This is a genomic window from Streptomyces sp. NPDC057010 (genome assembly GCF_042673805.1).
In the GTDB taxonomy this organism is placed as follows: Bacteria; Actinomycetota; Actinomycetes; order Streptomycetales; family Streptomycetaceae; genus Streptomyces.
The window spans coordinates 25,844-52,585 of sequence record NZ_JBHUSC010000034.1; the positions used below are offsets into that span (position 1 = coordinate 25,844).

At 73.5% G+C, this 26,742-nt stretch carries 26 protein-coding genes; 12 read left to right on the forward strand and 14 right to left on the reverse strand.

The window, feature by feature from the left end; translation table 11 throughout:
* Window positions 1-13: 13 nt before the first annotated feature.
* Entirely contained in the window at window positions 14-2,014 is a 2,001-nt protein-coding gene (locus ACFTXQ_RS25015; protein ID WP_382644438.1) for a HelD family protein, read from the reverse strand.
* Window positions 2,015-2,446: 432 nt separating this feature from the next.
* Here ACFTXQ_RS25015 and ACFTXQ_RS25020 point away from each other — a divergent pair, with 432 nt between their 5' ends.
* Both ACFTXQ_RS25020 and ACFTXQ_RS25025 read left to right on the forward strand, forming a co-directional pair.
* Window positions 2,447-2,632, forward strand: coding sequence for a hypothetical protein (locus ACFTXQ_RS25020; RefSeq protein WP_382644363.1), 186 nt, complete (start codon window positions 2,447-2,449; stop codon window positions 2,630-2,632).
* Between the two features lie 89 nt (window positions 2,633-2,721).
* Window positions 2,722-3,459, forward strand: coding sequence for a glycosyltransferase family 87 protein (locus tag ACFTXQ_RS25025; RefSeq protein WP_382644364.1), 738 nt, complete (start codon window positions 2,722-2,724; stop codon window positions 3,457-3,459).
* On the opposite strand, the gene ACFTXQ_RS25030 is transcribed toward ACFTXQ_RS25025, so the two are convergent.
* Window positions 3,425-5,068 carry a DNA repair helicase XPB gene (locus ACFTXQ_RS25030; RefSeq protein ID WP_382644366.1) on the reverse strand — a complete coding sequence of 548 codons (1,644 nt, stop codon included), beginning with the start codon at window positions 5,066-5,068 and terminating at the stop codon, window positions 3,425-3,427. The genes ACFTXQ_RS25025 and ACFTXQ_RS25030 overlap by 35 nt on opposite strands.
* A gap of 131 nt (window positions 5,069-5,199) precedes the next feature.
* Between ACFTXQ_RS25030 and ACFTXQ_RS25035 the strand changes: the two genes are divergently transcribed.
* Entirely contained in the window at window positions 5,200-5,667 is a 468-nt protein-coding gene (locus ACFTXQ_RS25035; protein WP_382644368.1) for an N-acetyltransferase, read from the forward strand.
* Here the strand turns inward: ACFTXQ_RS25035 and ACFTXQ_RS25040 are convergent.
* Together ACFTXQ_RS25040 and ACFTXQ_RS25045 are read right to left on the reverse strand one after the other, a co-directional pair.
* The gene (locus ACFTXQ_RS25040; RefSeq protein ID WP_382644370.1) at window positions 5,652-6,242 is read right to left on the reverse strand and encodes a DUF4291 domain-containing protein; all 591 of its coding nucleotides are present in this window, start codon (window positions 6,240-6,242) and stop codon (window positions 5,652-5,654) included. The two genes, ACFTXQ_RS25035 and ACFTXQ_RS25040, sit on opposite strands and share 16 nt — an antisense overlap.
* Before the next feature lie 150 nt (window positions 6,243-6,392).
* Entirely contained in the window at window positions 6,393-8,876 is a 2,484-nt protein-coding gene (locus ACFTXQ_RS25045) for a helicase-associated domain-containing protein (RefSeq protein ID WP_382644372.1), read from the reverse strand.
* 86 nt (window positions 8,877-8,962) lie between these two features.
* Here ACFTXQ_RS25045 and ACFTXQ_RS25050 point away from each other — a divergent pair, with 86 nt between their 5' ends.
* Entirely contained in the window at window positions 8,963-9,961 is a 999-nt protein-coding gene (locus tag ACFTXQ_RS25050; protein WP_382644375.1) for a hypothetical protein, read from the forward strand.
* A gap of 760 nt (window positions 9,962-10,721) precedes the next feature.
* Window positions 10,722-11,390, forward strand: coding sequence for an HAD family hydrolase (locus ACFTXQ_RS25055; protein ID WP_382644376.1), 669 nt, complete (start codon window positions 10,722-10,724; stop codon window positions 11,388-11,390).
* 21 nt (window positions 11,391-11,411) lie between these two features.
* Here the strand turns inward: ACFTXQ_RS25055 and ACFTXQ_RS25060 are convergent, their stop codons facing one another.
* The gene (locus ACFTXQ_RS25060; protein ID WP_382644378.1) at window positions 11,412-11,666 is read right to left on the reverse strand and encodes a hypothetical protein; all 255 of its coding nucleotides are present in this window, start codon (window positions 11,664-11,666) and stop codon (window positions 11,412-11,414) included.
* Between the two features lie 178 nt (window positions 11,667-11,844).
* On the opposite strand from ACFTXQ_RS25060, the gene ACFTXQ_RS25065 reads away from it, so the two are divergent.
* A complete protein-coding gene (locus ACFTXQ_RS25065; protein ID WP_322975534.1) occupies window positions 11,845-12,228 on the forward strand; it encodes a cold-shock protein in 384 nt (127 codons plus the stop codon).
* 70 nt (window positions 12,229-12,298) lie between these two features.
* Here ACFTXQ_RS25065 and ACFTXQ_RS25070 read toward each other — a convergent pair whose 3' ends face one another.
* From ACFTXQ_RS25070 to ACFTXQ_RS25085, 4 genes are all read right to left on the reverse strand, one after another.
* Window positions 12,299-13,174 (reverse strand): 1,4-dihydroxy-6-naphthoate synthase, encoded by an 876-nt coding sequence (locus tag ACFTXQ_RS25070; RefSeq protein WP_382644380.1) that lies wholly within the window; start codon window positions 13,172-13,174, stop codon window positions 12,299-12,301.
* A complete protein-coding gene (locus ACFTXQ_RS25075) occupies window positions 13,137-13,892 on the reverse strand; it encodes a futalosine hydrolase (protein WP_382644382.1) in 756 nt (251 codons plus the stop codon). The genes ACFTXQ_RS25070 and ACFTXQ_RS25075 overlap by 38 nt, the downstream gene beginning before the upstream one ends.
* 13 nt (window positions 13,893-13,905) lie before the next feature.
* Window positions 13,906-14,394 (reverse strand): DUF2771 domain-containing protein, encoded by a 489-nt coding sequence (locus ACFTXQ_RS25080; RefSeq protein ID WP_382644384.1) that lies wholly within the window; start codon window positions 14,392-14,394, stop codon window positions 13,906-13,908.
* Window positions 14,395-14,721: 327 nt separating this feature from the next.
* On the reverse strand, window positions 14,722-16,089 hold the full coding sequence (locus tag ACFTXQ_RS25085) for an MFS transporter (protein WP_382644386.1): 1,368 nt from the start codon (window positions 16,087-16,089) through the stop codon (window positions 14,722-14,724).
* 326 nt (window positions 16,090-16,415) lie between these two features.
* On the opposite strand from ACFTXQ_RS25085, the gene ACFTXQ_RS25090 reads away from it, so the two are divergent.
* The 3 genes from ACFTXQ_RS25090 (at window position 16,416) to ACFTXQ_RS25100 (ending at window position 19,268) form a co-directional block, all read left to right on the forward strand.
* Complete coding sequence (locus tag ACFTXQ_RS25090; protein ID WP_382644388.1) at window positions 16,416-17,348, forward strand: DUF3027 domain-containing protein; 933 nt, start codon at window positions 16,416-16,418, stop codon at window positions 17,346-17,348.
* A 103-nt stretch (window positions 17,349-17,451) separates the two neighbouring features.
* Window positions 17,452-17,673 (forward strand): hypothetical protein, encoded by a 222-nt coding sequence (locus ACFTXQ_RS25095; RefSeq protein WP_382644390.1) that lies wholly within the window; start codon window positions 17,452-17,454, stop codon window positions 17,671-17,673.
* A 128-nt stretch (window positions 17,674-17,801) separates the two neighbouring features.
* Window positions 17,802-19,268: a flotillin family protein gene (locus ACFTXQ_RS25100; protein ID WP_382644392.1), complete on the forward strand. Its 1,467-nt coding sequence runs from the start codon at window positions 17,802-17,804 to the stop codon at window positions 19,266-19,268.
* 14 nt (window positions 19,269-19,282) lie between these two features.
* Here ACFTXQ_RS25100 and ACFTXQ_RS25105 read toward each other — a convergent pair whose 3' ends face one another.
* The gene (locus ACFTXQ_RS25105; protein WP_382644394.1) at window positions 19,283-20,320 is read right to left on the reverse strand and encodes a WD40 repeat domain-containing protein; all 1,038 of its coding nucleotides are present in this window, start codon (window positions 20,318-20,320) and stop codon (window positions 19,283-19,285) included.
* Window positions 20,321-20,396: 76 nt separating this feature from the next.
* Between ACFTXQ_RS25105 and ACFTXQ_RS25110 the strand changes: the two genes are divergently transcribed.
* Window positions 20,397-21,080 (forward strand): GDSL-type esterase/lipase family protein, encoded by a 684-nt coding sequence (locus ACFTXQ_RS25110; protein ID WP_382644395.1) that lies wholly within the window; start codon window positions 20,397-20,399, stop codon window positions 21,078-21,080.
* A gap of 54 nt (window positions 21,081-21,134) precedes the next feature.
* Window positions 21,135-22,124, forward strand: coding sequence for an aldo/keto reductase (locus tag ACFTXQ_RS25115; protein WP_382644397.1), 990 nt, complete (start codon window positions 21,135-21,137; stop codon window positions 22,122-22,124).
* Between the two features lie 153 nt (window positions 22,125-22,277).
* On the opposite strand, the gene thpR is transcribed toward ACFTXQ_RS25115, so the two are convergent.
* From thpR to ACFTXQ_RS25130, 3 genes are all read right to left on the reverse strand, one after another.
* The gene (gene thpR / locus ACFTXQ_RS25120; RefSeq protein WP_382644399.1) at window positions 22,278-22,832 is read right to left on the reverse strand and encodes an RNA 2',3'-cyclic phosphodiesterase; all 555 of its coding nucleotides are present in this window, start codon (window positions 22,830-22,832) and stop codon (window positions 22,278-22,280) included.
* Between the two features lie 234 nt (window positions 22,833-23,066).
* Entirely contained in the window at window positions 23,067-24,416 is a 1,350-nt protein-coding gene (locus ACFTXQ_RS25125; RefSeq protein WP_382644400.1) for an MFS transporter, read from the reverse strand.
* Window positions 24,417-24,442: 26 nt separating this feature from the next.
* Complete coding sequence (locus ACFTXQ_RS25130; protein WP_382644402.1) at window positions 24,443-24,880, reverse strand: MarR family winged helix-turn-helix transcriptional regulator; 438 nt, start codon at window positions 24,878-24,880, stop codon at window positions 24,443-24,445.
* A 132-nt stretch (window positions 24,881-25,012) separates the two neighbouring features.
* Here ACFTXQ_RS25130 and ACFTXQ_RS25135 point away from each other — a divergent pair, with 132 nt between their 5' ends.
* On the forward strand, window positions 25,013-25,195 hold the full coding sequence (locus tag ACFTXQ_RS25135; protein WP_030156886.1) for a hypothetical protein: 183 nt from the start codon (window positions 25,013-25,015) through the stop codon (window positions 25,193-25,195).
* Between the two features lie 16 nt (window positions 25,196-25,211).
* Here ACFTXQ_RS25135 and ACFTXQ_RS25140 read toward each other — a convergent pair whose 3' ends face one another.
* Entirely contained in the window at window positions 25,212-26,672 is a 1,461-nt protein-coding gene (locus ACFTXQ_RS25140; RefSeq protein ID WP_382644404.1) for an NCS2 family permease, read from the reverse strand.
* Between the last annotated feature and the right edge of the window lie 70 nt (window positions 26,673-26,742).

A 26,742-nucleotide genomic window follows, 5' to 3' on the forward strand; every position in this document is an offset into this window, starting at 1 on the left:
GCGGAGCCGCGGGTCAGGACAGGGCGGCCGGGAGCGGGGCCGTGTGGAGGAGGCGGAGGCCCGACACGGCCCGGGTGAGGCAGACGTACAGGCGGCGCAGGCCGGTCCGTTCGTCCGGCTCGCCGTCGACGATCGCCGCCGGCTCGTCCAGCACGACGTAGTCGTACTCCAGGCCCTTGGCCAGTGAGGCCGGGACCAGGGTCAGGCGGGCCTCCGCCGTCGTCTCCTCGCCCGGCGCGAGGTACGCCAGACCCGCCGCCCGCAACGTCTCCGCCAGGACCGGGATCCGCGCGTCCGCCGCGATCAGGCCGACCGAGCCCTCGTGCACCAGGGCGGCCCGGCAGGCCTCGACCACCGACGCCGCCAGATCGGCCGTCTCCGTGACGACCAGCGAGCCCGGCGTCTCGCGGACCGAGGAGACCGGGGCCAGCCCCGGGGAGATCGACGGCAGCAGGCGCGACGCGTACGCGATCACCTCGCGCGGCACGCGGAAGCCCGCCGTCAGCTCCTCCAGCACGGCCGCCGGCTTGCCCAGGTGCGCGAGGGCCTCGTCCCAGCTGCGCGTGGCCCACGGGGTGGTGCCCTGCGCGAGGTCGCCCAGCACCGTGGCCGAGCCCGTCGTGCAGCGCCGCCCCACCGCCCGGTACTGCATCGGCGACAGGTCCTGCGCCTCGTCGACGACCACGTGGCCCAGCGAATGCGTGCGCTCCACCAGGTCCGCCGCCTCGTCGATCAGCACGAGGTCCGCCGCCGACCACTTCGCCGACTTCACGCTCCTGAACGGCTTCGGCCAGAGCAGCAGCTTCTGTTCGTCGGCCGTCAGGACACCCTCCGCGTGCAGAGCCAGGAACTCGGCGTCGGAGAGGAGCCGCAGCACCAGCTTCGCCGGGTCGACCGGCGGCCAGATCTCCTTCACCGCCGCCTTGACCGCGGCGTTGCGCGCCACCGCGTCCTGCACGCGGTCGTCCGGGGCCTCGCCCGCCTGCTCCATCCGTACGAGGACCGCGTGCGCGATGCGCTGCGGCAGCGCGTCGCGCGCGGCCCCGTAGCGGATGTCGCGGTTCTGCAGCTCCTCGACCATCTCGGCCAGCTCGTACGAGGGCACGCGCCAGCGGCGCGAACCGCGGACCACCATCAGCGCCTCGGTGGGCGCCGTGACGTGCGAGCGGACGGCACGGCCCAGCACCTGCGCCATCCGGGCGTCGCCCTTGACCACGGCGGTTTCGGCCGCGTCCGCGCCGCGTACCTCCAGGCCGTCGCGCGCGACCAGGTCGTCGACGGTGGCCTGCTTGACCTCCAGCTCGCCGAGGGCGGGCAGGACCTGCTCGATGTAGTGCAGGAAGGAACGGTTCGGCCCGATGACCAGCGTGCCGGTGCGGGCCAGCCGGTCGCGGTGGGCGTAGAGGAGGTACGCGACGCGGTGCAGGCCGACGGCCGTCTTCCCGGTGCCGGGGCCGCCCTGCACGCAGACGGAACCGGACAGGCCGTAGCGGACGATCTCGTCCTGCTCGGGCTGGATCGTCGCGACGATGTCCCGCATGGGGCCGACGCGCGGCCGTTCGATCTCCTGCTGGAGCAGCTTGCTGACCGCCGCCGCCTCGGCGGGGTCGGAGAGGTGCTCGTCCTCGTACGCCGTCAGCTCGCCGCCGGTGTAGCCGAAGCGGCGGCGCAGCCCGATGTCCTGCGGGTCCTTCTTGGAGGCCCGGTAGAACGGCTGGGAGACGGGCGCGCGCCAGTCGATGACCATCGGGTCGCCGTCGGAGTCGTGGACGTGGCGGCGGCCGATGTACAGCGGCCCATTGGCTGCCTCCGGCAGCGGGTGCTCGCCCTCCGCGCCCTCGGCGAGCTCCGCTCCCGGGGCGTGCAGGTAGTTCAGGCGGCCGAAGAAGAGCGGCGTGTGGGCGAGGTCGGCGAGGGCCTTGATGCGGTCGTCGATCTGGGCCTGGAGGACGACCGCGTTGACCCAGTTCGCGGTGACGTCGCGGATGTCGAGGGCCTCGACGTCCTCGCGCATGGCGCGCAGCGCGGCGCGCGAGGCGGTGAGGTGCGCGCGCTCACGGGCGAGCGGATCGGATTCCGCGTCGTGTCGTGCCTGGTGCTCCGGGGCGGATTCGGGGGCGTGCGCGGACACGGGACTGCCTCCAGCGGGGGATGTGGGGAAACAGGAGCCCGCCGGTTGCCGTCCGGCGGGCGGCTCTCCCCGATGGGGCTGCGGGAGGCGGCAAGAGCGGAGATTCTAGCCACTGGGATGGGGCGGCGCGAATGGATTAAGGGGGCCGGAAGTCCCCTCGCGGCGGGACCTCCGAACGGGTGTCATACCTGGGAGTGTCAAACCTCGGGCAGAGCCACTAGGGGGCGGCAATGGGCCGAGAGGAGGACGCGGGAGGCCTTGAGGTTAAGCCCGCAGGGCGATGCGGCGGGGCGGCCGGAAACGCACCATGGATACATGAGCACCGCAACCTTCACCGAGATCCAGGGCGGCCGCCCTAGCGGCGCCACCGCCACCTCCGACTCCCGCCCGCGCCACCGGTTCGGCAGCGTGCTGAGGGCCGCCAAGGTCTTCGCGGCGACCGCCGTGAGCGTCGTCGTCCTGGGCGAATACGCCGAGGACGCGGGCGTCATACGCCGCTGATCCCCGGCACCCGCGCAGCCTGCCCGGGTGGTGTCCGGATACCGACGGGCCGCGCGGCGCACGGGCACTGATCCACTAGGGTCACGCCCGTGACCCGCAGTCCCGTTCCCGGTCGCTCGCCGTCGCCGTTCGCCGGTGGGCTCGCCGCCGGGTCGTTGCTCGTGCTGGGGGTGCTCTGCATCGCCCTGCGCGTGCCGATGGCAGACGCCCTCGTGCACGGCTTCTCGGCCGCCGAATGGCAGCCGCCCGCCGCCTATCCGCCGTTCGCCGCGATCCTCTTCACGCCCGCCGCCTGGCTGCCCGCGGGCCTGCTCAAGGCCGTGCTCGTCCTCGGCAACGCCGGCCTGCTCGCCCTGCTGATCCTGCTGTCCTGCCGCCTCGCGGGACTGCGCGCCAGGACCGGGCCCGTCCTCGCCGCCACCATCGGAGGGCTCTGGCTGGAGCCGTTCTTCCAGGCCCCGCTGCCCGGCCAGGTCAACCTCGCCCTCGCCTGCCTGGCCGTGTGGGACCTGGGCCGGCCGGCCGCCGCGCTCGGCAAGGGCTTCGCACTCGGCACCGCCGCCGGGATCACCCTGGCCCCGGCGCTCTTCATCCCGTACCTGCTGCTCACCCGACGCGTCCGCGCCGCGCTGACCGCCCTCGCCGCCTTCACCGGCACGGCCCTGCTCGGCCTGCTGGTCCTCCCGCAGGCCTCCGCCGACTTCTGGGCCCGGCACTTCCCCGACACCGGCCGGGCCCTGCTCCTGCACTGGCCGCACCTGTGGGTGTGGTGCGTCCCGCTGCTCGCCGTCCTCAGTCGCTCGCCAGCAGCTCGTCGGCGTCCATGATCCGGTAGGCGTACCCCTGCTCGGCGAGGAAGCGCTGGCGGTGCGCCGCGAAGTCCTGGTCGATGGTGTCGCGGGCGACCACCGAGTAGAACCGCGCCTCGTGCCCGTCCGCCTTCGGCCGCAGCACCCGGCCCAGCCGCTGCGCCTCCTCCTGCCGGGAGCCGAAGGTGCCCGACACCTGGATGGCGACCGTGGCCTCCGGCAGGTCGATGGAGAAGTTCGCGACCTTCGACACGACCAGCACGCTGATCTCGCCCTCGCGGAACGCGTCGAAGAGCTTCTCGCGCTGCGCGTTGGAGGTCTCGCCCTTGATGACGGGGGCGTCCAGGTGCTCGCCCAGCTCGTCGAGCTGGTCGATGTACTGCCCGATGACCAGCGTCTGCTCGCCCTGGTGCTTGCGCACCAGCGCCTCCGTCACCTTCCGCTTCGTCGCCGTCGTCGCACAGAAGCGGTACTTCTCCTCCGTCTCGGCGGTCGCGTACGCGAGCCGCTCCGACTCGGTGAGGTTGACCCGGACCTCCACGCAGTCCGCCGGCGCGATGTAGCCCTGCGCCTCGATCTCCTTCCACGGGGCGTCGAACCGCTTGGGCCCGATGAGGGAGAAGACGTCCGACTCCCGCCCGTCCTCCCGTACGAGGGTGGCCGTCAGGCCGAGGCGCCGGCGGGCCTGCAGGTCGGCGGTGAACTTGAAGACCGGCGCGGGCAGCAGGTGCACCTCGTCGTAGACGATCAGGCCCCAGTCCCGGGAGTCGAAGAGCTCCAGGTGCGGGTAGATGCCCTTCCGCTTCGTCGTCAGGACCTGGTACGTGGCGATCGTGACGGGCCGGATCTCCTTCCTCGTACCGCTGTACTCGCCGATCTCGTCCTCCGTCAGCGAGGTCCGCTTGACCAGCTCGTGCTTCCACTGGCGGGCCGAGACGGTGTTCGTGACCAGGATCAGCGTCGTCGCCTTGGCCTTCGCCATGGCACCGGCGCCGACCAGCGTCTTGCCGGCGCCGCACGGCAGCACGACCACCCCGGAGCCGCCGTGCCAGAAGCCCTCGACGGCCTGCTGCTGGTACGGGCGCAGCGCCCATCCGTTCTCGGCGAGGTCGATCGGGTGGGCCTCGCCGTCGACGTACCCGGCGAGGTCCTCGGCCGGCCAGCCCAGCTTGAGCAGCGTCTGCTTGATCTGCCCGCGCTCGGAGGGGTGCACGGCCACGGTGTCGGGGTCGAGCCGCGCCCCGACGAGCGGGGTGATCCGCTTGGAACGCAGGATCTCCTCCAGCACGGGCCGGTCGGTGCTGGTCAGGACCAGTCCGTGCACGGGGTGCTTGGAGAGGGTGAGGCGGCCGTAGCGGGCCATCGTCTCGGCCACGTCGACGAGCAGCGCGTGCGGGACGGGGTAGCGGGAGTACTCGACGAGCGCGTCCACGACCTGCTCGGCGTCGTGCCCGGCGGCCCGGGCGTTCCACAGGCCGAGCGGGGTGATCCGGTAGGTGTGGATGTGCTCGGGAGCGCGCTCCAGCTCGGCGAAGGGAGCGATGGCGCGGCGCGCCGCCCCGGCGAGCTCGTGGTCGACCTCGAGGAGGAGGGTTTTGTCGCTCTGGACGATGAGAGGCCCGTTCACACACGTCCCTTTCCGGCGTGGGGTGGCCGCCCGGGCGCGGACGGCCAAACCTCCAGTCTGCCGTATCGCTCCGCGGGCGGGGTGGTGGAAAAGCCGCTGCCGCCCGCGGAAGGGGTGCGTAGGGTCCGGGCATGAGTGATGAGCAGCAGAGTTTCGTGCCCGAGGGCTTCGAGGTGCCGGCCGGCCTGGAGGGCGCCGGGTTCCGGCTGGAGCCGCTGGGGGAGGAGCACAACGAGCGGGACCTCGCCGCCTGGACCGGGAGCATCGCGCACGTCCGGGCCACGCCCGGTTTCACGGGGCGCGGCTGGCCGCCCGTGGAGGGCATGTCCGCCGAGGCGAACCTACGCGATCTGGCCCGGCACGCGCGGGACTTCGCCGAGCGGCGCGGGTTCACGTACAGCGTGCTCGAAGGGGACCGCGAGGTCATCGGATGCCTGTACATCTACCCGGGCAAGGAAGACCCGGGGCGGGTCCAGGTGAGCTCCTGGGTGCGCGCGGACCGGGCGCACCTGGACCGGGTGGTGTACGAGGCCGTGCGCACCTGGCTGCGCGAGGTGTGGCCGTTCGACGCCGGGCGGGTCGACTACGCTCCGAGGTGAGGCAACGGGCCGCAGGGGTAGGGGGTTTCCACCGGGAGCAGGGCCCGGGCGGCGTCCGTGTCGCCGGCGCGGAGCAGGCCGTGGATCTCCCGGGCCAGCGGGGTGACGTCGCGGATGGAGACCGTCCACTCGTCGGCGTACGCCCGTGAGGCCGGCCCGGACAGGCCCAGCTGGAGCGAGCGGTGCGGCAGCGGGTTGAGGTGGAGGTCGCGCTCCGGGTCCCACTGGACGCGGACGGGGGAGCCGGCCAGTCGGCGCTGCCAGTCCGCCCGGTCGGTGTGGGTGCGGGGTTCGTAGTGGGAGAGGCAGGCGCGGCGCAGGGCCTCGTCGAAGCCGGAGCGGGTGATCTCGATCGCCAGGACCGTCTCCTGGTCGGTCTTCGTGGCCCAGCCGCAGCGGTACATCATCCACAGGAACGACGGCTTGATCCACGTCATCCGCTCGCGCTTCCAGGCGGGCGGGAAGCGGTTGTCGCGGGCGGCCGGTTCCCCCAGGCGGGGGGCGTAGGCCTGGTAGACGGTGATGGTGGTGTCGGTGTGGTGGGCGCGGATGCGGCGGTCGGGCGGCTGTTGCATGTGCCCAGGGTGCGGGGTGGCCTGGCGGCCCGCCAGCCGTTTTTCCTGCGGGGGCTTGGGGGATACGGGTGCGGCGCCGTTGCCGGGGCTCCGCCCCGGGCCCCGCGCCTCAAACGCCGGCGGGGCTGGAATGGCCCGGCGGGGCTGGGATCAGAGGTGGTCCTCCGCCAGTTCTGCCACGCCCGTGATGCGGTGGAGGGCGTACGTGCGGACCTCGTCCGCCGTGTGGTCGTAGCCCGTGACGAAGCCGCCCTCCACGCGGACCGGGGCGATGACCCGCTGGCTGGCGGCGCCGTCCGCGTTGACGTAGCCGATCCAGACCGCCGAGCCCGTCAGGGCGGCCGCCTGGACCGTCGCCAGGGTTTCCGCCGCGCTCGTACGCGGGAGTTCACCGGGGACGACCGAGGCCGAGGCCGGCTCCTTGCGGACCGCCGTCGCCGCCAGGTCGCCCGCGCGGATGGCCCGTACGGCCGCCCCCAGCAGGGTGTCGTCTGGTACCGGCGGGCCGTCCGGCACCGGAACGGGCGCCGTGCGCGCCGGGGTGCGGTGGGCGTCGGCCCGGGCCACCAGCACGTCACCGGTACGGGACTCCGCGGCCGGCGCGTAGCCCATCGCCCGCAACCCGTCGAGGAGGGCGCCGGGTTCGGCCTGGGCGGCCAGGACGGTCGGGGCGAGGCGGCGCAGACCCAGCCCGGCCGAACGCTTGTCGGCCAGGATCTCGCCCAGCATGGCGTCGTCGTCGCAGCGGACGTAGGAGGAGGCCGCGCCGACACGCAGGTGGCCGTGGCGCCGGGCCACGTCGTCGATCAGGTAGGCCAGCGGCTGCGGGACCGGCGTGCGGCTGTGCTCCGCGAGGAAGGCGTGCAGGTCGGCGGCGGCGTGCCCGGCGTCCAGGGCGCGGCGCACCGACCCGGGCGTGAAGCGGTACACCGTCGCCCCGCCCTTGGATTCCACGTCCGCGAGCACCGCCAGGGTGTCCCCGAGCGGCCGGCGCAACGGGCCGGGGGCCACCGCCGTCAGGTCGGCCTGGAGCAGGACGTGGTCCACCGGCTCCGGCAGGAGGGGGGCCAACAGCGGCGCCGCGTCGCGGTGTTCCAGCAGGGCGCGGCCGAACGCGCTCAGCGCGCCCCGGCCTGTGACGCCGAGGACCTCCGCCTCGGTCAGCGTCCAGTGCGCGAGGCGGGCCCGCAGATCGCTCGCGCTGCGTACGGGACGCTCCCACGCGAGCCGGTCCAGCAGCGCGTCCGGGTCGGCGGAGGCACCCTCGGGCAGGGCGTCGAGGAGTTCCAGGACCCGGCGGCGCACCTCGGGGGCGGCGGAGCGGTCGAGGTCGGGGCCGAGCACGGAGAGGGTGCGGCCCTTGGCGTCTTGCTCGCCGGCCAGTCCGGCCGTACGGGTCGCGGGCAGCCAGGCCTCCGCCAGCACCGACCACCGCTCGGCGGGCGGCAGTTCGCACCAGTCGTCGAAGGCGGGGGTGGGCGCGTACCGCTCGTCGGCCTCGCCGTCGCTGGCCAGCAGCCCGGCGGCGTAGGCCAGTTCGATCCAGAACGCCGCCTGCGGCTCGGACGTGTCCAGCGCGGCCGCGGTCCGCTTCAGGTCCCGTACGGAGAGCCCGCCCGCGCGCAGCACTGGCGGACCGGTGTGTTCCCAGGACTTCACCAGCTCCTCGACGGTGGACAGCGCGGCCAGCGCCTGCCCGGCGGCGTTCGCGTCCACAAGCTGTGGACGGTGCTCGCGGTGCGCCGGCACCGGCGGGGGCACCGGCGCCGTGTCCCGGTGCGCGAGGCCGCCGCGCAGGTGCAGCGCCACCTCGCGGGGCAGTACGACGGTCCGCGCCGAGGCCGGCAGCAGCAGCCCGCGGTCGCGCAGCCAGCGCACCGGCGCGGTCGGGTTCGGGGTGACCTCCCCGTACGGCGGCCCCCACACCAGCCGCCCCAGCACCTGGTGGGCCTCCGCCGGAGCCTCGTCGAGCAGGGCGGACATCCGCTCCGGGTCGGTGAACAGCCCGGTCAGCGCGTTCACGGCGGACACCGGGTCGTGGGTGGCGGGCAGCCCGACGGCGGCGACGATCTCCTGGATCCGGGTCGGCGACATCCCGGCCGTGGCCTCGGCGACCGTCGGCCCCAGGCCGGTGGGCGAGGGCCGCTGCGCGGAGGGCGCGAGCAGTTCGCGGGCGGTGCGCACCAGGCGCAGCCGGTCCTCGCCGCCCCACACCAGGGCCTGGTCGCGCAGGGTGGCCAGGGCCCCGGGGAGGGCGGCGCGGGCCCCGTTGTCCTCGCCGGTGGTGCCCTCCTGGCCGGTCAGCAAGGACTCCAGCACCTCGTACGGGCACGGGTCCGGGGCCACCGCGAGCGCCTCCGCGGTCTGCAGGGCGAAGCGGTCGAGGCGTTCCAGCGCGCGGACCACCGAGGCCCGCGTTCCGGCGCGGGTGGCCAGCTGGGTGACGTCGCCGGGCACCGGGCCCAGCAGGTCGGGGCGGGCGCGCAGCAGCGCGGCGAGTGCCGCGTCGTCGCGGGCGCGCAGCGCCTCGGCGAGGGAGCGCGGGGCTCCGCTTCCGCCGGATCCTCCCGCAGTGCTTGCCTCGGGCACAGTCGCCTCCCGGTCGCGTCGGCCGGTCAGTCGGCCGGTTCCCATCCGGCCCACGGTATCCGCTGAGCCCGCGGCCGCTCCACGGGCGCACGCGCTACCTTTCCCGGAGGGGGTACGGGAGGAGCCGGGGCATGGGGATCGAGAGCGACCATCTGGTCTACGAATATCTGAGCCGCGTCGGGGACTTGGCGCAGCGCCGGCAGCTGTCCTCCGGCGACCGCATGCGGCTGGTGGCGGGGCTGCGGGACGAGATCGACCGTCGGCGCGCCCGGTACGACCCCGAGACCCCGGCCGCCGTACGGCGCATCCTGGAGCGGATCGGCACGCCGGAGGAGGTCCTGGACACCCTGTCGGCGTCCCCTTCCTACCGGGCACCCGAACCGGGGGCACCCGAACCGGACCCCGCCCCCGCGGTGCCCGCCCAGCGGGCGCCCGGCCTGCTCCGCCGCAAGCAGGTGCCCGCGCCGCGGCCGGCGGCGGAGCCGCGGAACGTGCCGCCGCACCTGGCCGGGCTGGACGAACTCGGCCCCTCCGGCGGGGAGGAGCCCGACTGGTGGCGGGTCACCCCGGGCTCGTACGGGGCGGGGCCGCAGGTCGAGGGCTTCGCGGGCGGCATCGAGATCCCGGACCTGTTCAAGGAGGACCCGGAGGAGCAGCCCGCGGAGCCGGCGGAGCCCCCGCCCGGCCCGCCGCAGTCGCGCACCCGGACCCTCGTACGGTTCCTGCGGGAGCGGCGGCGCGCGAAGGCGCAGGCGGCGGCCCCCGAACCGGCGGCGCAGACCCCGGCCGCCGGACGGCCCCGGCCGAACGCCTTCCTGCTGCTGGCCGCCGCCGTCCTGGTGGTGGGCGCGGTCACCGGCTACTGGCTGCTGCTCGTCATCGGCTGGCTCCTCCCGTACGCCTCGCGCGTGCTGCGGCCCGCCGAGCGCAAGTGGGCGGTCTTCGGCCCGCCCGGCGCGGTGCTCGCGGGGGCGGCGGTGTGGCTGTGGGGCCGCATGAACGGCAAGTGGGGCGAGTCCCTGGCCGAAGACCAGCTGAGCGGGACCGTGCACGGCATGTGGCCCTGGCTCCTGCGAGCCGCGGCCCTGGCCTCGGTGCTCTACCTGGTGTGGCGGGCCCGCCGTCGGTAGCTGGGGGCGGGGGCTGTACGGGCTCACGCGGGTGCGGGGCCTTCACCCCCTCGGGCCCCGCTCCGGGGCGGTGGTTGCCCACCCGCCCCCTCGGTGCCGGGGTGGGCGCGGGCCGTCCTGTAGGGCGGGGGCCGTACGGGTCCCCGCGCGGGTGCGGCGCCTTCACCCCCTCGGGCCCCACCCCGGGCCGGGGGACGGCTCGGGGCCTCGGCCGGGCGGAACCAGAGAGGCCTTGGGGGTTTCCCGGCTGCCCATCGTCCTTCCGTGTCGGGCCGGTCCCTCAAGGGCGCTCCCTGCGGTCGCGTCGCTTCGCGATGGCCTACGGCCACCCTTGACCGACCGACCCGCCCCGGAAAGACAAAGGACAACCGGGAAACCCCCAAAAGAACGGGCCGGACCAGAACAACGACAGACGGCCCCGCCAGAGACGCCCGACCCCGCTCCGGCAGCAGCCGGGCACCGGGCTCGTCCAGACCGCTTCCCGGACCGGGCAGGCGGCCGGCCGTCACCAAACAGCGACCACAGGCACCTCAGCCCCCGACAGGCGCCTCAAATCGCTACGCGCTCCTCACCAACGGCGTCCGACGGCCGTCCTGGGCCGGGCATAAGCCTCCACAGATCGCTACGTGCTCCTCGACGACGGCGTCGAACGTCGTGTGGGTTCTTCCCAGACGGCCGTTCGGCGGTGAGGCGGGCTTGAGTGCACGTTCCCCCGCTGTTGGTCCGGAGGGCGGTCTTCCGGTTGGTTTGGGTCGGCACAATGGCCGGTATGAACCTCACCGTCGGCTTCGACCTCGACATGACCCTCATCGATTCCCGGCCGGGCATCAAGGCCGCCTACCAGGCCCTGTCGGCCGAAACGGGCACGTTCATCGACGCCGACGCGGCCGTCACGCGGCTGGGGCCGCCGCTGGACGAGGAGCTCGCGTACTGGTTCCCTCAGGCCGAGATCCCGGCCATGGCGGACCGCTACCGGGAGATCTACCCCACATACGCCATCGAGCCGACCCCGGCGATGCCGGGCGCGCGCGAGGCCGTCGAGGCCGTCCGGGCGCTCGGCGGCCGCGCGATCGTCGTCACCGCCAAGCACGAGCCCAACGCCCGCCTGCACCTGGCGCACCTGGGCATCGAGCCGGACGCGGTCATCGGCTGGCTGTGGGCGGAGGCCAAGGCCGGTGCGCTGCGCGAGTACGGCGCCCAGGTCTACGTCGGCGACCACGTCGGGGACGTGCGCGGGGCCCGCACGGCGGGCGCGCTGTCTGTGGTCGTGCCGACGGGGCCGTGCCCGGAGCCGGAACTGCGGGAGGCGGGTGCCGACGTGGTGCTCGCGGACCTCACCGAGCTGCCGGCGTGGCTCGCGCGCTACGTCGCGGAGCAGGAGGACCAGGTAGACCGGCCGGCCCGGCCCTCCCAGCCGGCCGGGATCTAGGCGAGCGCCCCGGGGATCCGGTCAGGCGGTCTGCGAGGCCCGCGCCTCGCGCCGCTGCGCCGCCGCCGAGCGGAGCACGCCCGCCGCGGCGAGCGCGAAGCCGACGCCCATCAGCATGCACACGGCCCACGCGTACGACGGGAACGGGTCCACGTTCAGGAACAGCGGGGCCATCGTCACCAGCGTGGCCACGGCGCCCGCGATGAACACGATGCCGCCGGCCCGGACCAATGCGTCGCCGGGCCGCGCTTCGTCGGAATGAGGAGTAACAGTCACCTCACCAGGGTAGTTCCCTTGCCTGAAGCAGCCGACGGCGTAGGGCCGGGGAACGTCTTGTCACACGGCCCCGGACCATTAGCCTTGAGGTGGCGGGTCACACATGGCCCGCTGCGCTGTTATCCGGAGCCGTTCCGCGGACTCCGGACCCCGACGAGCACAAGGACAGAGGACGGACGTGCCTACCGGCAAGGTCAAGTGGTTCAACAGTGAGAAGGGCTTCGGCTTTCTCTCCCGCGACGACGGCGGCGACGTCTTCGTCCACTCGTCGGTGCTCCCTGCCGGGGTCGACTCCCTCAAGCCCGGCCAGCGGGTCGAGTTCGGTGTCGTCGCCGGCCAGCGCGGTGACCAGGCACTTTCGGTGACGGTCCTGGACCCGGCCCCCTCCGTCGCGGCGGCGCAGCGCCGCAAGCCCGACGAGCTCGCCTCGATCGTGCAGGACCTCACCACGCTGCTCGAGAACATCACCCCGATGCTGGAGCGCGGCCGGTACCCCGACAAGGTGCACGGCACGAAGATCGCCGGACTGCTGCGCGCGGTCGCCGACCAGCTCGACGTCTGATCCCGCGAATCCTCGCGCGAAACCTGTGCCCCGCCACTCGAAAGAGCGGCGGGGCACAGCCGTTCGGCGACTACGGGAAGCTCAGCGCGCCCGACGGAATGGCCGGTACCAGCCCCTCGGCGGCGGCCCGCGTCAGCAGCCCGCGCACGGCCGCGTAGCCGTCCTCGCCGAGGTCGGCGGTGAACTCGTTGACGTAGAGCCCGATGTGCTGGTCGGCGACCGCCGGGTCCAGCTCCTGCGCGTGGGCGCGTACGTACGGCCGCGAGACCTCCGGGTCGTCCCACGCCATCAGGACCGACGTACGGGCCGACTCGGCGAGCGCGCGCAGCCGTTCCTCGCCCAGCGAGCGCTTGGCGATGATCGCGCCGAGCGGGATCGGCAGCCCGGTCGTGGACTCCCAGTGCTCGCCCATGTCGGCCAGGCAGTGCAGCCCGTAGTCCTGATAGGTGAACCGGGCCTCGTGGATGACCAGTCCGGCGTCCACCCGGCCGTCGCGCACCGCGGGCATGATCTCGTTGAAGGGCAGCACGACCACCTTGCCGACGCCCTCGGGCAGCACGTCGGCGGCCCACAGCCGGAACAGCAGGTAGGCGGTGGAGCGTTCGCTCGGCACGGCGACGGTCTTGCCGGCCAGGTCCAGGCCCGCCTCGCGGGTCAGCACGAGCGGACCGCAGCCACGCCCCAGCGCCCCGCCGCACGGCAGCAGCGCGTACTCCTCCAGCACCCAGGGCAGGACGGCGTACGACACCTTCAGCACGTCCAGCTCGCCGCGCTCGGCCATGCCGTTGGTGATGTCGATGTCGGCGAAGGTCACGTCGAGGCCGGGCGCACCCGGGACGCGGCCGTGCGCCCAGGCGTCGAAGACGAACGTGTCGTTCGGGCAGGGCGAGTAGGCGATGCGCACGCTGTCAGCGGTCGTGGCGTTCGTTGCGTTCGTGGCGTTCAAGGCGTTCTCCCCAGTTCGCGAGTACGGGGCCCAGCGCGCGGAAGCCGTCGGTGAGGGCGCCGAGCGCGTCCCCGATCCGCCAGGCGGCACGGTCGCGCGGGCCCACGGCGTTGGACACGGCGCGGATCTCCAGTACGGGCAGCCCGTGCGCGCCGGCCGCCTCCGCGACCCCGAAGCCCTCCATGGCCTCGGCCCCGGCCAGCGGGTGCCGGGCCGCGAGCCCGGCGGCGCGGGCGGCGGTCCCGGTGACGGTGGAGACGGTCAGCACGGGCGCGAGCAGCGCCCCGGTCGCCTCGGCGGCGAGGGCCGCCAGCTCGGCGGGCGGCAGGTGCACGCTGTGCCCGAACCCGAGGGCCCGTACGTCGACGAAACCGTCGGGGGTTTCGGCCCCCAGGTCGGCGGCGACGATCGCGTCCGCCACGACGAGCGAGCCGAGGGGGGCGGCGGGCTGGAACCCGCCGCCGATGCCCGCCGAGACGACGAGGTCGTACGGGCCCAGGGCGAGGGCGGTCGCGGCCCCGGCGGCGGCGGCCGCCGGACCGACGCCCCCGACGAGCACGTCGAAGGCGATGCCGGGGAGGTCCCGGCGGCTGATCGGGTAGCCCCCGGGCAGGGTGCGCGGCTCAGGACCGTTGGCGTCCGGATGAGGATGAGGGGTGAGACCGGTGAGGACGGAGTCTGCCTCCGCCGCCACCGCGGTCACGACGAGCGCGCGCACCGGTGCCGTCCGGCTACTTGAGCTTGAGGTTGAAGGTCCAGACGGAGAGCGGCTTGCCGTCCTCGGCGACCTGGACGAAGGCGAGCTTCTTGGAGGACGGGGCCTCGCCCTGGCCGCCGGTCGCGAAGACGTCGGCGCCCGGGAAGCTGCGGTAGGTGTTCTCGGACGGCTCGGTGATGGGCTGGCCGTCGAGGACCGCCTGCCACTTCCTGCCGTCCTCGACGACCTCGGGCTCGACACCGAGGCGCAGCGTGTCGCCACGCGCGTACTCGATGGTCTTGGCGTCCTTCAGGTTGGTGAGGCAGTCCTGGACCTTGTCCATGGACAGCGGCTCCGAGCCGCCGTGGCAGGCCGCCTCGGCGGACACCGACGAGGTGCCGACGGTCACGGTCGCCAGCGGAGTCGGCTTGTCGCAGGCGGAGAGGAGGAGGAGGCCGGCGGACACGGCTCCGAGGGCCGCGACGCTGCGGCGGGCCCTACCCGAGAAAAGCGGTGCGGTCATGAGCCGAAGGCTATCGGGCCCTTGGGCTGCGCCGCTGCACGGGGTACCGCCGACCTGCGGCGCGGCGCGCATCCGCCCCGGCGGGGCCGCCGTGCCCGGCTGCGGCGCCGTCGCCGGGGCGCTGCCCCGGACCCCGCGCCTCAAACGCCGGCGAGGCTGGATTTGCCTCCCGCGGCGCTTCAAACGCCGGCGGCGCTGAGGTTGCCGCACCGGCGGGACGGCAGGGGGAATCCAGCCCCTCCGGCGTTTGAGGAGCGGGGTCCGGGGCGGAGCCCCGGGGAGCCTGGGCGGGGCCCCCGCTTGGCCGTACCCCCGGACGGGGCCCGGCTACGCGACGCGTGGTCGTGGCGCGTGGCCGTGGCGGGGGGCCGTCAGGAGGCCGCGGAGGGCCATCGTCGTGCCCAGGGCGACCACGGCCGCCGCGACCGACATGCCCAGCACCCCGTTCAGGGGGAGCGCGATGCCGATCGCGCCGCCCAGCACCCACGCCACCTGCAGCAGGGTCTCCGAGCGCGCGAACGCGGAGGTCCGCACCGCCTCCGGAACGTCCCGCTGGATCATCGCGTCCAGCGACAGCTTGGCGAGGGCCTGGCAGAACCCCGCCGTGGCGCCCAGCACGGCCATCATCAGCCCGCTGAAGAAGATCGCCGCGAAGACGGCCGCCGCCAGCGTCAGGCACAGCACCGCCGCGATGATCCCCTCCGGCGCCCGCGCCCGCAGCCACGCCCCCACCGCCGTCCCGCACGCGTTCCCCACGCCCGCCGAAACCGCCACGATCCCCAGCGACACCGCCGCGTTCTGCCCCGACAGGGGATGCTCGCGCAGCAGGAACGCCAGGAAGAAGATCAGGAACCCGGACAGCCCGCGCATCGAGGCGTTCGCCAGCAGCCCGCACAGCACCGACGGCGTCACCGTCCGCAGCCCCGGCCGCCGCGAGTGCGCCTCGTGCGTCGACAGCCTGGCCCGCCGCTCCCCCTTCGCCTCGTCCACCTTGTGCGGCAGCGAGAACGCCGCGAACGTCCCCCAGACGAAGATCGCGCAGGCCCCGTACAGCGGCCACGGCGGCCCGATCGCGTGCAGCCCGGCCCCCAGCGGCGCTGCCGCGCCCGTGGCCAGCAGCCCGGCCAGGGTGACCCGGGAGTTCGCCTTGACGAGGGAGAACTTCGGCGGGAGCAGCCTCGGCACCACCGCGCTGCGCACGACCCCGTACGCCTTGGAGGCGACCAGCACGCCCAGCGCCGCCGGATACAGCTCCAGCCCGCCCGTGGCCACCGCGCCCGACATCATCAGCGCCAGCAGCGCCCGCGTCAGCATCGCGGCCGCCATCGCCGCCCGCCGCCCGTGCGGCAGCCGGTCCAGCAGCGGACCGATCACCGGGGCCAGCAGGGTGAACGGGGCCATCGTGATCGCCAGGTACAGGGCCACCCGGCCGCGCGCCTCGTCCGTGGGGACGGAGAAGAACACCGTCGAGGCCAGCGCCACCGTGATCATGACGTCGCCGGCGCCGTTGATGGCGTGCAGCTCGATCAGTCGGCCGAGGCCCGATTCACCGGCCCCGTGCGCGTGCGTGGCCCGCCGGATCCCCCGCGCCGGACCCGTGATCGGCATGTGCAGGGCACGCCCCAGGGCCCGGCCGGCCCGCCTGGCCGGTCCCGAGCCGTCGGCGGACGACCGTACGGGTGCCACACTCGCCATAGTGCCCCAAGGCACCCTCCGGGACCCCTTGCGGCGCGTCGCGGCCCGTCCGCTTGTCCGCGAATCGGACCTTGCATGTGGGCCCGGGGCGCCGGAGGAGGTAGCGTGCGTAGCGCGCCACCGGCGGTTGCTCTTGGCCGCGCGCCTCTTCGCGATCCCGCAGAATGGATAGCAGGTAGGTGCGCCCGGAGTCCGATCGGGTGCGGACGTCGACGCGGCCCTCTGGTCCGCTCCGCCCGCGCTTCGTACGGACAGCACCGCCGGGTCGTTGTGGACGACAGTACGGACGGCGCACTCGTGAGACGGCGTAGGAGAGAACGAGACCAGTGAGTGCTGCGACGACGCGAAGCCGTACCCCGCGTACCCCGCGTACGCCCGCCCCCGACCGGTTGTGCGTCGAGGCGGTCGAGCTCGCCCGGGCGGCGGCCGAGGAGGCCGCCTACCCCGGAGTGGTGGGAGAGCACGTCTCCGCCGTCGCGGAGGGCGACCGCGTCGTCACCCACTTCTTCGAGGCCAAGGAGCAGGGCTACCGGGGCTGGCGCTGGGCCGTCACCGTCACCCGCGCCTCCCGCGCCAAGAACGTCACGCTCGACGAAACGGTGCTCCTGCCCGGCGAGGACGCCCTCCTGGCCCCCGAGTGGGTGCCGTGGAGCGAGCGGCTGCGCCCCGGCGACATGGGCCCCGGCGACCTGCTGCCCACCGACGCCGACGACCTGAGGCTGGAGCCGGGCTGGTCGGACGAGGACGCGCCGCCGCCGAACTCGGTGGTCTCCGAGGAGATGGCCGAACTCGTCGAGGCGGAGGACGCCGACGTCACCGACCGCGTGGTCGTCCCGGCGCGCGGCTCCATCACCTCGGTCGCCGAGGAACTGGGCATGCGGCGCCGGCGGGTCCTCTCGCGGTACGGGCTGCACAGCGCGGCCGACCGCTGGGACGACTCCTTCGGCGCGAAGACCCCGATGGCGCAGGCGGCGCCGGCGTCCTGCGTGTCGTGCGGGTTCCTCGTGAAGATCGGCGGGTCGCTGGGCCAGGCGTTCGGCATCTGCGCGAACGAGTTCGGCCCGGCGGACGGCCGGCTGGTGTCCCTCTCGTACGGCTGCGGGGGCCACTCGGAGGCGGCGGTCATGCCGAAGCCGCTGCGGCCGGCGCCGCCGGTCCTGGACTCCGTGGCCGCGGACGAATTCCCCCTGCGCCCGTCCCCCGACACCGGCTCGGTCCCGGTGTCCGACCTCCCGGCCGCGGACCTCGGCCACTCGTAGCCCCGCCGCGAGCGCCGGCGGGCTGATCCGCCGGGTCGCCGTACGCCCGGACGGGTGACTCGGGCGGCGGCCCCCGGCGGGAGCCGGCCGGTACGCTCACGCCATGGGGGACGACACGGAGATGGTGGGCATGACCGGCCGGGTGACCGGGACGGTCGGGCCGGGACTGGTCGGCGAGGTCATCGTCCGGATCCGCGGCGGGGCCGAGCACTTCCTCGCGCACCCGGTCGCCGGGACCGGCCGGCTGGCCGTCGGGACGGTGGTGACGGTCGTCGAGTACCAGCCCCCGCGCACGGTGTACGTGATGGCCGCCTACGACAACTGAGCCGGTCCGGCGGGGCGTCCGTATCAAGATGGCGACAAGAATGATCCAGCCACTTCTCTGAGGGAACGGTTCGGCGCAGACTCGCCCTCGTCGGTGTCGAACGGCACCGCGATAAGGGGGCGTTGCCGATGGCTATCGGCGTCGTGGCGGGAATCGTTCTCGCCGCAATCGTGGCTTTGATCGGCCTGTTCAAGCTCATGTGGCGGGTGGCCGAGCCCAACGAGGCACTCGTCATCTCCGGATCCGCGCACAAGACCGAGGGCATCGGCGAGGGCATGGGGTTCCGGATCGTCACCGGGCGCGGGACGCTCGTACTGCCGGGCGTGCAGGCGGTGCGGAAACTGTCCCTGGACCTCAACGAGACCCAGCTGTCGGTGGACTGCGTCACCCACCAGGGCATCCCGCTGCGGGTCAAGGGAGTGGTGATCTTCAAGGTCGGCGACGACCTCGTCTCGATCGCGAACGCGGCGCGCCGCTTCCTGGACCAGCAGAAGATGATGCCCGAGCGGGTGCACATCGTGTTCGCCGGCCATCTGCGGTCGATCGTGGGCGGGTTGACGGTCGAGGACATGATCCGCGACCGGGAGAAGCTGACCGGGCAGACCCGGATGGCGTGCGGGACGGAGATGGAGAAGCTCGGCCTGATCGTCGACTCGCTCCAGATCCACGAGATCGAGGACCCGACCGGCTACATCAAGAACCTGGCGATGCCGCACGCGGCCGCCGTGCAGCGGGACGCGCGGATCGCGCAGGCCGAGGCCAACCGGCTGGCGACGGAGGCCGAGCAGGCCGCGTCGGCGCGGATGGCGGAGGCGACGCGCGACAGCGAGATCCTGCAGGCCGGCTACCAGGCGGAACGTGACAAGGCCGCCGCGGCCGCGCGGCAGGCGGGCCCGCTCTCCGAGGCCGCCGCCCGGCAGGAGGTCGTGGTCCAGGAGACGCGGGTCGCGGAGCTGGAGGCGCACCGGCGCGAGCAGCAGCTCCAGGCGGACGTACGCAAGCCCGCGGACGCGGCGGCCTACGAGATCCGGACCAGGGCGGAGGCGGAGCGCGACGCCCGGATCTCGGCGGCGCAGGCCAAGGCGAAGGAGACGGAACTGGCGGCCGCCGCCGAGGCCACACGGGTGACGACGGCGGCGGCGGCCGACGCGAAGGCCACCGAGGCCAGGGGCCTCGCGGCGGCGACCGCGACCCGCGCGACGGGCGAGGCGGAGGCGGCGGCGACGCAGGCGAAGGGCCTGGCGGCGGCCGAGTCCGCGAAGGCGAAGGGTCTGGCGGAGGCGGAAGCGATCAAGGCCCGGGCGGCGGCCCTGGCGGAGAACCAGGAGGCGGTCGTCGCGCAGCAGCTGGCCGAGAACTGGCCGGCGATCGTCGAGGCGGGCGCGGGGGCGTTCGGCAACGTGGAGCACATGGTCCTGCTCAACGGGGCGGAGGGCATGTCGGAGATGTTCGCGAAGGCCCTGACGATGGGCGGCACGGGCCTGGGCCTGGCCCGCCAACTCCTGTCCTCGATGTCCCAGACCCCCACGGCCCCGAACACGGCCCCGACCCCCGCGGCCACCCCGAACGGCCGCATCCCGATCCGCGAGGAGTAGCCCAGCGCCGCCCGCTACTTCGCGGCGCGGCGGCGCAGCAGGCGCTTGGCGGCGAACAGCACCACCGCCGCCCCCGCCAGAACGAGGGCGCCCTTCGTGAAGCTCCCGCCCTCGCCCGGCAGGGGCGCGGCGGGGGCGCCCGGCTGCGGGGTCGCGGGGGCCGCCGAGGCCCCCGCGCCGGCGGTCAGGGGGACCGCGACGACGCGGCTGCCCTCACCCTCCGCGCCGAACATCAGCGCCGAGCCGTCCGCCGTGTACGTCACCGACTCGGCCTGCCCCTGCCACGGCGCGTCCACCCGTTCGCCCTCGCCCTGCGGCCGCCCGTCCTTCCACCCGTACGTCCGCGCCGAGAAGTACCCCCGCAGCGTCAGCCGGCTGCCGTCCGGGGAGAACGCCCCGTCCGTCACCCACGGCACGTCCGCGATCCGCCGGAACACGTTCGACCCGGTGGCCGACAGCTGCTCCGGGCCCTCGTACAGCCCGCCCTTGCTCTCGTTCTTGCTCGCGATGTACACCCGCCCCGTCACCGGATGCACCATCAGAGCCTCCGCGTTCCGCGGCCCGTCGGCGTACCGCACCGTGAACTGCGCCGCCTGGACGGTGACGTCGCGCAGTTCCTTCGGCTCCGGGAAGCGGTAGATCCACACGTGGTCCCAGGTCCCGTCCCGGTTGTCGCCGATGTCCCCGACGTACAACTGCCCGTCGGGCCCCAGCGAGATCGCCTCGACGTCACGCGGCTTCCCGATCCCCGTGAGCGTCACCCGGGCCACCGTCCTGCCCGTCGCCGAGTCCACGCCGTACACGTACGGCCCGTCGTCGCTGTCGTTGTGCGTCCAGTACACCCCGGGGTGGATCCGGCTCGCCGCCAGCCCGCTGGACTCCTTGATCCGCGGATCGGCGATGGTGAAGGACGAGGCCACCGGACCGGGCGCCGGCGTGGGCGCGTCGGCCGCGAGGGCCGCTCCGCCCGGCAGCAGGGCGAGGGCGAGGACGACGAGGGCGGCGAGCGCGGCGGCGGCGGCACGGGCGGGGAAGGACGGCAACAGGCGCATTACCCCAGCCTGCCAGCCCGTTCGGCGTGTCCGGCATCACAAGGGCGCCTGTCGCGTGATCCGCGATGATGACCGGATGCGTTTCATGTTCGTCGGTGACTCCATGACCATCGGACGCGCCGGCGACTACACCTGGCGCTACCGGATGTGGCAGCACCTGGACTCCACCCTCGGCGCCCCCTACGAGATCGTCGGCCCGCGCAGCGAGCTGTACGACACCTCCTCCGACGCGCCCACCAGCCACGCCTACGCCGACCCCGGCTTCCCGCCGCACGCCCGCCGGCACCTCGCCGGCTGGGGCGAGGGCTGGCAGCACATGGCGCCCCTCGTCGGCCCCGCCGCCCGCGCGGGCCGGGCCGACGTCCTGCTCGTCTCCCTCGGCCTGATAGACCTCGGCTTCTACACGGCCGCCGACGAGACCGCCGCCAACGTCCGCCGCTTCATCGCGGCCGCCCGCGAGGCCCGTCCGGCCGTCCGGATGGTCCTGCTCCCCGTCATCCCGAACGTCCGCGCCGAGGAGGACGCCCCGTTCGCGGCCGAGGTGGACCGGTTCAACGAGCTGCTGGCGAAGGCGGTCGCCGATCTGACGACCGCCGCCTCGCCGATCCTGCTGGCCGCGCGCCCGGAGGCGTACGACATCCACCACGACACCTACGACGGCACGCACCCCAACGCCTCCGGCGAGCACCGCCTGGCGGGCGAGTTCGCGGCGGTCCTGCACCAGGCGTGGGGCATCGGCGGCCCCTACCGGGCCCGCTGAAGCCCTCCGGAGACCCTTGCTTCGAGTGCACTCGAAGCAGTTGGCTTGGGCCCCATGAAGTACACGCAGCTCGGACGCACCGGACTCAAGGTCAGCCGACTCGTCCTCGGCACGATGAACTTCGGTCCGCAGACCGACGAACCCACCAGCCACTCGATCATGGATGCCGCGCTCGGCGCGGGCCTGAACTTCTTCGACACCGCCAACGTCTACGGGTGGGGCGAGAACAAGGGCCGCACCGAGGAGATCATCGGCACCTGGTTCGCCCAGGGCGGCGGCCGCCGCGACAAGACCGTGCTCGCCACGAAGGTCTACGGGAACATGGGCGCGGAAGGCGACCCGTGGCCCAACTACGACCGACTGTCCGCGCTGAACATCCGGCGGGCCGTCGAGGCCAGCCTGAAGCGGCTCCAGACCGACCACATCGACGTCTACCAGTTCCACCACGTCGACCGCCGGACCCCCTTCGAGGAGATCTGGCAGGCCGTCGACGTCCTGATCCAGCAGGGCAAGATCCTCTACGCGGGCTCCTCCAACTTCCCCGGCTACAAGATCGCCCAGGCGAACGAGACGGCCGCCCGGCGCGGCGGCCTCGGCCTGGTCAGCGAGCAGTGCCTCTACAACCTCGCCGAGCGGCGCGCGGAGATGGAGGTCATCCCGGCCGCGCAGGAGTACGGCCTCGGGGTCATCCCCTGGTCCCCGCTCCACGGCGGCCTGCTCGGCGGTGTCATCAAGAAGGAGGTCGAGGGCGGCCGCCGCGCTTCCGGCCGGTCGGCGGACGCGCTGGCCAACACCTCGGTACGGGCGCAGGTGCAGGCGTACGAGGACCTGCTCGACAAGCACGGCCTGGAGCCCGGCGAGACGGCGCTGGCCTGGCTGCTGACCCGGCCGGGGGTGACCGGCCCGATCGTCGGGCCGCGCACGGCCGGGCAGTTGGAGAGCGCGCTGCGCGCCCTTGAGCTGGAGCTGGGCGAGGAGCTGCTGACGGCCCTGGACGAGATCTTCCCGGGCCCGGGCCCGTCCCCGGAGGCCTTCGCCTGGTAGGCGGCGGCCGGCCGGCTACTGCCCGACGGCGGCCGCCACGGCCACGACGACGAACATCAGCACGAGCACACCGGCCATCACACGGTTTCTGGTCTTGGGATCCACCCGTCGAGCCTAACGCGGCCGCCGCGCTGCCCGGCACCGGCCCTCGGCTCAGCCTTCCAGGGGCCAGGACCCGACGGTCTCGTAGCGGGGCTGTTCGTGGGGCACACCGCTGACGGGCAGGTGGCTGCGGACCAGGCTCAGCGTGTCGGCCTGCCAGGGGGTGCCCTCGAAGCCGGCGAGTGCCTCCAGGTACGGGTGCAGGCGGGTGGCGGCGTCGTGGCCGCGGGCCAGCGTGACGTGCGGGGTGTACCGGCGGTGCTGTCCCATCGGCACCCCGGCCCTGCGGGCGGCGGCGTCGGCCCGCTCGGCGAGCATGCGGACGGCGGAGAGGTCTCCGGCGGCGCCGATCCACAGGGTGCGGTTCCCGAAGTGCCCGGCGCCGTGCAGCCGCAGCGTGAAGGGGGCGGTGTGGTGGGCCGCCCGGGCGAGCCGGGCGTGGAGCTCGGGAACCACCTCGTCCCGCACCTCGCCCATGAAAGCGAGCGTGAAGTGCCAGGCGGCCTCCGCGGCCCACGTCAACCGGTCGTCGCGCACCGGCCGCACGGCTTCCCGAAGCTCGGCCAGGGCGGCCTCGGGCGGCAGGACGGCGGCGAACAGTCTCATGCCGCCGAGCCTAGCGGCGGGCCAGGCCCCGGGGACGCTGCGGCGCCGCCGCCGGGGGCCCTGCCCCCGGACCCCCGCGCCTCAAACGCCGGCGGGGCTGAAATCGCCCTGCGGGCAATCCAGCTCCGCCAAGCGGACGGCATCAGCCAGATCCAGCCTCGCCGGCGTTTGAGGCGCGGGGTCCGGGGCGGAGTCCCGGGAAGCGGTGCCGGGCCCGGACCGCGTGGGACGCGGTTACGCGGCGGCGACCAGTTCGCGGCGGGACGCGGGGACGAACGTCACCCCGCGCCGGTTCACCCGCAGCCGCAGGTTGCCCACGCGGGCCAGTACCACCGCGATGGCGACACCGGCGGCCAGCGAGATCAGACCGCCCGCGGCCATGCCGATCCGCGCGCCGTACGTGTCCGTGATCCACCCCATCAGCGGGGCCCCCAGCGGGGTGCCGCCGGTGAAGACCATCATGAACAGCGCCATGACCCGCCCCCGCATCTCGGGGTCGGTGGCCATCTGCACGCTGGAGTTGGCCGTGACGTTGACCGTCAGGCCGAAGATCCCGATCGGCACCAGCAGCGCCGCGAACAGCCAGAAGCCGGGCGCGAAGGCGGTCACGAGCAGCAGCACCGAGAACAGCACCGCCGCGGCCACCAGCAGCCGCAGCCGGGACAGTCCGCGCCGGGCGGCGAGCAGGGCGCCCGCCAGGGAGCCGGCCGCGATCAGGGTGTTGAACAGGCCGTACGTCCCCGCGTCCCCGTGGAACACGTTGCTCACGAACGCCGACAGCCAGATCGGGAAGTTGAACCCGAAGGTCCCGATGAAGCCGACCAGCACGATCGGCCAGATCAGCTCGGGGCGTCCGGCGACGTACCGCAGGCCCTCCCGCAGCTGCCCCTTGGCGCGCGGCTGCGGCTCGACCGGGTGCAGCTCGTGCGCCCGCATCAGCAGCAGCCCGGCGATGGGCGCCGCGAACGACAGTCCGTTCAGCAGGAAGGCCCAGCCGGAGCCGACGGCGGTGATCAGCACACCGGCGATCGCCGGGCCGACCAGCCGGGCGGACTGGAAGTTGGCCGAGTTCAGGCTGACGGCGTTGGCGACCTGCTCCTTGCCGACCATCTCGGAGACGAAGGTCTGCCGGGCCGGGTTGTCCACGACGGTGACCAGGCCGAGCAGGAAGGCGGCGAGGTAGACGTGCCAGACCTGGACGTGTCCCGCCAGGGTGAGCACGGCCAGTGCGACGCCCGTCAGGCCCATCGCGCTCTGGGTGGCGATCAGCAGCGGCCGCTTGGGCAGCCGGTCGGCGAGCACGCCCCCGTAGAGGCCGAACAGCAGCATCGGCAGGAACTGCAGCGCGATGGTGATGCCGACGGCGGAGGCGGAGCCGGTGAGGGAGAGGACCAGCCAGTCCTGGGCGATGCGCTGCATCCAGGTCCCGGTGTTCGAGACGACCTGGCCGGTCGCGAAGAGCCGGTAGTTCCGGATCTTCAGCGAGCTGAACATCGAGTTCCTGCCCGCGCGTGCGGCCGGGGCCGCGTCGGTGGTGGTGGATGTGTGGCCGGGTGCGGAGTCTGCTCCGGTTCCCGTACTCAAAAGCGTTCGCCTCCTGGCGTCGTTCCTTACAAGTGGGCGAGCTTCTCCAGGACGGGCGCGGCCTCGCGCAGCTTGGCCCACTCGTCCTCGGTCAGCTCGGCCGCGAGCCCGGCCAGGAAGGCATTGCGCTTGCGACGGCTCTCTTCGAGCATCGCCTCGGCTGTCTCCGTCTGGCGGACCACCTTCTGGCGGCGGTCGTCGGGATGCGGCTCCAGCGTGACCAGTCCCTTGGCCTCCAGCAGCGCGACGATGCGTGTCATCGACGGCGGCTGGACGTGCTCCCGGCGGGCCAGCTCGCCGGGCGTGGCCTGGCCGCAGCGGGCGAGGGTGCCCAGCACCGACATCTCGGTCGGGCTCAGCGACTCGTCGACGCGCTGGTGCTTCAGGCGCCGGCCCAGTCGCATGATGGCGGAGCGGAGATCGTTCACGGCGGCAGCATCGTCGCCATGGGAAAGGTCATGCATGTCTTTAGAATAACTCATTACTCTAGCTAAAGAACACCGGGTTAAACCGGCCGCCCGCCGCGGTCACTCGTACGGGTGAGTGGGGCGCGGAAAGTGACCCGCGTCCACACCCTCTGCCCCGACCCTTTCGGCATGGGGACACATGTGCTGAGCATGCGCATAGACGGGGAGCTCCTCGACAGGCTCCGGACTCATGCCGCCAAACGCGGAATGAGCGTCCAGGACTATGTGGTCCGGACGCTCATTCGCGACGACTTCGACGAGCGCTTCAAGGCGGCCGTCGACGAGACGGAGAAGTTCTACGGGCTGACGTGAGCCCGCAGGGAAGGGCTCACGTGAGGCCGAGGGCGGGCATCGCGTAGTAGAAGACGAACACCGCCGACACGACGTACATGGCCACCGGGACCTCGCGGCCCCGGCCGGTCGCCAGGCGCAGTGCGCAGAAGCTCACGAAGCCGATGCCGATGCCGTTGGTGATCGAGTAGGTGAAGGGCATCATCACCATGGCCAGGAAGGCCGGGACGGCGATGGTGAAGTCGCTCCAGTCGATGTCCTTGACCGAGCCCGCCAGGATCAGGAAGCCGACCGCCACCAGGGCGGGGGTGGCCGCCTGGGAGGGGACCATGGTGGCGAGCGGGGTGAGGAACAGCGCCACGGCGAAGAGGCCGCCCGTCACGACGTTCGCCAGGCCCGTACGGGCGCCCTCGCCGACGCCGGCCGTGGACTCCACGAAGCAGGTGGTGGCCGAGGAGGAGGTCGCGCCGCCCGCGGCGACGGCCAGGCCGTCGACCAGCAGGACCCGGTTGATGCCGGGGAACTCCCCGGTCTCCTTGTCGACCAGCTTCGCCTCGTCGCCGACGCCCAGGATCGTGCCCATGGCGTCGAAGAAGCAGGACAGCAGCACGGTGAAGACGAAGAGGATGCCGGTCAGCACCCCGACCTTCCCGAAGCCGCCGAAGAGGCTGACCTGACCGACGAGCCCGAAGTCGGGCGCGGCCACCGGGTTGCCCGGCCACTCGGGGACGGTCAGGCCCCAGGCGGTGGCGGGCAACTGGGTGATCAGCTGGACGGCGACCGCGACGACGGTCATCACCACGATGGAGATCAGGATCGCGCCCGGCGTCTTGCGGATCAGCAGGGCGAGGGTCAGCAGCACGCCGGCGACGAAGATCAGCACCGGCCAGCCGTGCAGGTGGCCGCCCGTGCCGAGCTGGAGCGGGACCGTGGTGTGCGCGAGGTCGGGGATGCGGGTGACGAAGCCCGAGTCGACCAGGCCGATCAGCATGATGAACAGGCCGATGCCGATGGCGATGCCCTTGCGCAGGCCGAGCGGGACGGCGTTCATGACCCGCTCGCGCAGGCCGGTCGCCACCAGCAGCATCACGACGAAGCCGGCCAGGACCACCATGCCCATGGCGTCGGGCCAGCTCATGCGGGGGGCGAGCTGGAGGGCGACGACGGTGTTGACGCCGAGGCCCGCGGCGAGCGCGATCGGGACGTTGCCGATGACGCCCATGAGGAGGGTGGTGAACGCGGCCGTCAGGACGGTGGCGGTGACGAGCTGGCCGCCGTCGAGCTGGTGCCCGTACATGTCCTTCGCGCTGCCGAGGATGATCGGGTTCAGCACGATGATGTAGGCCATCGCGAAGAAGGTCGCGAAGCCGCCGCGGACCTCGCGGGCGAGGGTCGAGCCGCGCTCGGAGATCTTGAAGTAGCGGTCCAGCCCTCCGGAGGGTTCCCGGTGGGAAGGCTCCGGGAGGGTGGGCGTGGAGGCGGGGGCCGGGGTGCTCATACGGTCCTCATTGGGTAATTCATACGAAGAAATGGGCCTCGCCCAGACCGTTTCAGTATGAACACATGAA